This is a genomic window from Trichlorobacter sp. (genome assembly GCF_030247655.1).
In the GTDB taxonomy this organism is placed as follows: Bacteria; Desulfobacterota; Desulfuromonadia; order Geobacterales; family Pseudopelobacteraceae; genus Trichlorobacter.
This window is the reverse complement of sequence record NZ_JAOTRZ010000214.1, coordinates 1-4,894: the sequence shown is the minus strand read 5'-3', so window position 1 is coordinate 4,894 and position 4,894 is coordinate 1. Positions and strand designations below refer to the sequence as shown.

Annotated in this window: 4 protein-coding genes; 1 reads left to right on the top strand and 3 read right to left on the bottom strand. The window is 44.0% G+C overall.

Annotation, left to right across the window (positions count from 1 at the left end; genetic code table 11):
* Nucleotides 1-60: 60 nt before the first annotated feature.
* Complete coding sequence (locus tag OEL57_RS14020; RefSeq protein ID WP_300741262.1) at nt 61-807, top strand: class I SAM-dependent methyltransferase; 747 nt, start codon at nt 61-63, stop codon at nt 805-807.
* A 6-nt stretch (nt 808-813) separates the two neighbouring features.
* Here the strand turns inward: OEL57_RS14020 and OEL57_RS14015 are convergent, their stop codons facing one another.
* The 3 genes from OEL57_RS14015 to OEL57_RS14005 all read right to left on the bottom strand — a co-directional run.
* Nucleotides 814-1,929, bottom strand: a complete 1,116-nt coding sequence (locus tag OEL57_RS14015; protein WP_300741261.1) for a glycosyltransferase family 4 protein — start codon at nt 1,927-1,929, stop codon at nt 814-816.
* Nucleotides 1,930-2,017: 88 nt separating this feature from the next.
* The gene (locus tag OEL57_RS14010) at nt 2,018-3,868 is read right to left on the bottom strand and encodes a hypothetical protein (RefSeq protein WP_300741260.1); all 1,851 of its coding nucleotides are present in this window, start codon (nt 3,866-3,868) and stop codon (nt 2,018-2,020) included.
* Between the two features lie 72 nt (nt 3,869-3,940).
* The coding region (locus tag OEL57_RS14005) for a class I SAM-dependent methyltransferase (RefSeq protein WP_300741259.1) at nt 3,941-4,894 on the bottom strand (954 nt) is incomplete at its 5' end.

Sequence of the window (4,894 nt, the reverse complement as noted above, 5' to 3'; positions counted from 1 at the left end):
CCCTGTTAGGTTGCAACAGCGTAAAAAACACGCGGCACACATTGCAAGGAATCAGGTTGAATGGCAAAACAGGGTGAAATTGATTATATAGATAATATAGGCACAGATGGCGCCTATCACGCACAGCACAAACCCTACTCAGATCCCCGTTGCGGCAATTATTTTCTGGACCTCGGCGCCATTTTTCTGCTGTTGCCTCCGCCTCCTGCCCGACTGCTTGACCTTGGGGTTGGTACCGGTTGGACCAGCATCCTCTTTGCCCAGAGAGGCTATCAGGTTATCGGTCAGGACATTGCACCAGCCATGATTGAACTTGCCCACCAAAACAGACAGAAAGCCGGGACGACCAATGTTGATTTCCTGGTCAGTGACTATGAATCACTTGACATGCCGGAACAGTTTGACTGCGCTGTTTTTTATGATTCGCTGCATCATGCTGTAGATGAACAGGCAGCCCTTACTGCGGTCTACCAATCGCTGAAGCCGGGGGGTATCTGCATCACCGTAGAACCGGGTAAAGACCATCACCTCTCCCATGAAAGTCAATATGCCGTTAAAACATTCGGTGTTACAGAAAAAGAGATGCACCCTGGTAGAATTATTAGCTGCGCAAAGAACGCCGGATTTTCCGACTACCGCGTCATCAAACGCCCCCATGAAAAAGGGATCCTTTTTGAATCCTCCCCGCAGCCATTCAGCGAACGCTGTATAACCTTTATGGGAGAAATACACCAGGCCTTCAGAAAACTCTGCCGCACACCAAGCCTGCTCAATGCCGGTAATATCGTTGTCCTGCACAAACAGTAACACGGCTCACAGCACCTTCTGGTACACCCGTACCGTTTCCTCCACACACGCTTCCCACGTAAATCTCTGGGCACGGGACAAGCCTTTTGATTGTGCCCCCCCCCGCCAGAGCTCGTCCTCCAACCCCTGTTCCAAAGCCTGGATAAATGCAGTTCTATCTTCAGGGCATATCTGCCAGGTCGCGTCACCGCCAACTTCAACCAGAGCCGGATCAGTAGAACTGATCACCGGAACACCGGAAGCCATCGCCTCCAACACCGGCAAGCCAAATCCTTCGTATCGGGACGGATAGACAAACAGCCGCGCCCCGGCATACAGCATCGGCAAATCAGCCTCAGGAACAAACTTCAGATAATGTAGCCACCCTTCAGCACAAAAGGCCTTAATTCTGTCATGTAACTGTCCACTCTGCCAGCCTTCATTACCAATTAACACCAGCGGAAACTGACTGCGCATAGCTGACGGCAGCTCACGATAGGCATCTAAAAGCAGATCAATATTCTTGCGAGGCTCAATGGTTGCAACACACAAACTGTACCTGCCATGGCACAACCTGAACCTGGCAAGCACATTTGTGGTTTCATAATCGTCATGTGGACGATAGCCGCTTCCAACACCTAAATGTACCGCGCTAATCCGATCTTCAGGCCAGCCAAACATTTCAATCACTTCACGCCTGATCGCCTCCGTATCGGTAATCAGATGGGCAGCCCGCGCCAGTGTGGTGGCAAAATTGGCCTCAAACTGTTTGATACGTTCGAGAGGATGGGTTTCAGGGAATCTGAAAATTGAAAGGTCATGGATGGTCGCAACTCCAATATCTATATATTCAGGCAGAAAATAGTTAGGACCATGGAAAAGAGCGCCACGACATTGCTGCCTTAATCTCCAGTTAGCAACAAGCTTTGGTTCTCTTCTTTGCAGCCAACTTTTTCTGGGCAAACGGCAGGCAGGATCAAGCAGAACAGCAGGATTTTCAATCCAGCGCCCTTGTCGCATGTAGCGAACTACATCTATAGAGCGGGTTAAAGGTAAGCGAGATGCCAACTCCCAAGCATAACGACCAATACCACTGAGGGGAGGAGAAAGGGCATCAACGGAAAGGATCAACAGTCTTTTCAAAGATTTTAACACCTTTCCAATTGAAAGCCTCCCCATACATTACAGCCAATGCCGCTTATCGGGAAGGTAAAAGCATCAACGGGAATAACTAGGGACATTGAAGTATTATTGTAGAATCATCTTGTGTAACGATCTCAAATATAGCTTCGCCTGGCAAAAAACCTATCTCATTAAACCAAGCAAAAAACTCTTGAACCGGCATAGCACACAGCCGATAACGCCCTAGAGTATCAGGTGCCTTCACCATCAATGTGACCTCCACACTAGTCCCAGCATATAGTACACCTCCAGGCAGCGGTGTCCGAACTCCATCAAACACAACAATACCACCCTGTTCATCTAACCAGTGGTAGGAGAGGTTAATTGGATATTTATGTAGACTAATCCAGTCCTGATTCGAGCTATTCTTCAACACCACAGACATCACTACGGTTTCCCCTGACGCAAGATTTACTGGCACGGCACCGAAACGTAGCGTCCCCTTAACCTCTGTCAACGGTCGCACAACACGGTCTGATATGCGACTACAAGTTGTCGTAACCGGTAAACGAGTATAACCCGTTGAAAGTGTCTCTTCTCCAATAGAAAAACTCACCAGCTTGTCATACCAAGCAATCTTGCGCATACTACCTTTTAGGCGTTCAGAAAAAACAAAAGATGCCGCATAGTCGCCTTTCGGCAGATCAGCCACCATAGCCCACTGTTCACAATAAGTACCTATGGCCAGATCACATAACGGCTGACCAAGGCGTTGTGTATTCGTACTAAAGGCCAAACGACCAAATCCATCAGAAATACGAATACCAATCACTAATTCACTAACTTCAACGGCCAATGAAAACTCAAGAATGAAAGAAAGTAGACCACCTGATGTCAGATGACTTTCACTTTCAAGCATTATGTTAAGCAGATTAAATTCAGGAGCAGCAAAGTCACTATGCCTTGTTCCTCCAAATGTTACCTGAGTTATAAGCTCAGCTATACCATCAATCATGCTTACCAGTTGACGATCCTGCTCAAAGCGACTCATTGATCCAGGATTTTTAATCATTGGCTCAGCAAGTGAAATACCAAATTCATCATACAAATATTCAATATCTTCTTTATTTTCTACGAGAATACGGCTGCATAATTCTGGTTCAAGTTTAAACCTGTTGCCTGGTATTAGTGAAAGATGCTTACCCAAAAAATCGAAAAATGCACCGTGAGTTACAGTTACTTTTCTTTTTTCCAGCAGTTCTTTGATTTTTATGCTGAGCAACATCCCAACATCTGAAACTGATTCATTCTCCGCCTCCCTACAACCTTTCAATTCACTCGGTAAAGAGGTAATGCCCAAGACATGCATAAAATCATCAACAACATCTCCTCCTGCTAAAACATCCCTTTCAAATTTACGAAGAATCAGTTGATCTTTCTTAAAAACTGATAAATAAATTTGAATGATTGTTTTCCACGGAATATATGGAAGATGCTGGAACAAAACCCCTGTTTTGGCCTGCTGACTTAAAGCACTAGCCGCAAAGGATAGCGGTGGACGGACGTAGGCCACAACAATAATTTCGTCAGACCACTTCAAAGCGAATGTCTTAAAACGGTCTAGTGCATCCGTATCAAGATAAAGAAAACCTTCGTAACTAAAAATCAGATGTTTGCACGGTCGAACTTGGTCCAACCACTGACAGAGCTCATCAAAATACAATGCATCTCTCTTACGAATGGTATCAAGATCAGTAAGTCCATGTGACACATTGAAATAGCACTGATCAGGTTTGTTACTAAAACATGACGACAACTGTGCATGCCAATGTCCCGGTGGATAGGCCAGATGACCGGCAGCCAAAAAGGCCTGACGTCCACTATTTAAGAATGCCTGAATTGATGTGGATCCAGTCTTAGGACAACCAATATGAAGCACCACACTACCAAACTTTTTCACAAAAGCCTTCCCGATTAACCACGACAGGCACTGACTCCGCCATCATTTGACTAAACTATATCAACATCGAAATTATTCGACATTTATTGCCAGCTTTGCACAATGAGAACCACGGTCTTCAAACCAAGCCACTCCTTCTTGCACCATGGTAATTTCAAGCTGATAAACACCAGGAGCCGAAGGAGCCAATATTTTGACATCCCTTATTTGTGAGCTATCAGACGGTAAAATCGGGGGATCTAACTTTGATCTCACACCATCGTACTCAACATATTCACCATCTATATATTTCCAGTGATACGAAATGTGAACAGGATTGTTTCCTTCACCGTATATAGTTTGAGATCCTAAATTTTCTACCTGCACTCTCTGATAATAACTAGTGCCATGTTTAACTGTTTTAATCACATCAATTGCTTCAATCTTAATTTTAAACTCTGTAAGAAGATTATTTGTTGTACATCTATACGGTGAACTCGGTTCAAAGCTGACAATTATATCAGATCCGTTAATACTTCTCCCTTTAAATATTTGGGTTTTAAAGCCTATCATTTTAAAAATATTTTCAGCAAATTCAAAAGAAAAACCGCTCTCAAACCAACCGAATTTCCTTATACAATATATTGACAAAGGATCTAACCTTAACCCCCAGTGTTTCCACCAAATTGAATTAATTGGCTCTCCTGAAATAATTATTCTGCCATTTGGCGCAAGAAAGTTTGCCATCTTGCCTAGAAGCAACCATGGAGTAACTGAATGATGCAAACACTCATAAAAAAATATAGCGTCATACTTTTCAGTTGAGCTAAAATCATCAAAAGATGATATTATCGCTTCAATTGGCAATGACTTAGATATTGCTCGTTCGTTAACAAGCCTAACAAACTTATGATTAATATCTACAGCTGTAACCCTGCACCCACAAAATACAAGTAATTCACTTGAAACACCCCAGCCAGACCCCATATCCAATACGTGAGGTTGTTTAGATGAGCTAAAATCAGCCATTTCTATTGCTTCACATAC

Bases quoted from the DNA above. Each gene is read 5' to 3' on its own strand.
- OEL57_RS14020 (WP_300741262.1), top strand. From the start codon at position 61: ATGGCAAAACAGGGTGAAATTGATTATATAGATAATATAGGCACAGAT.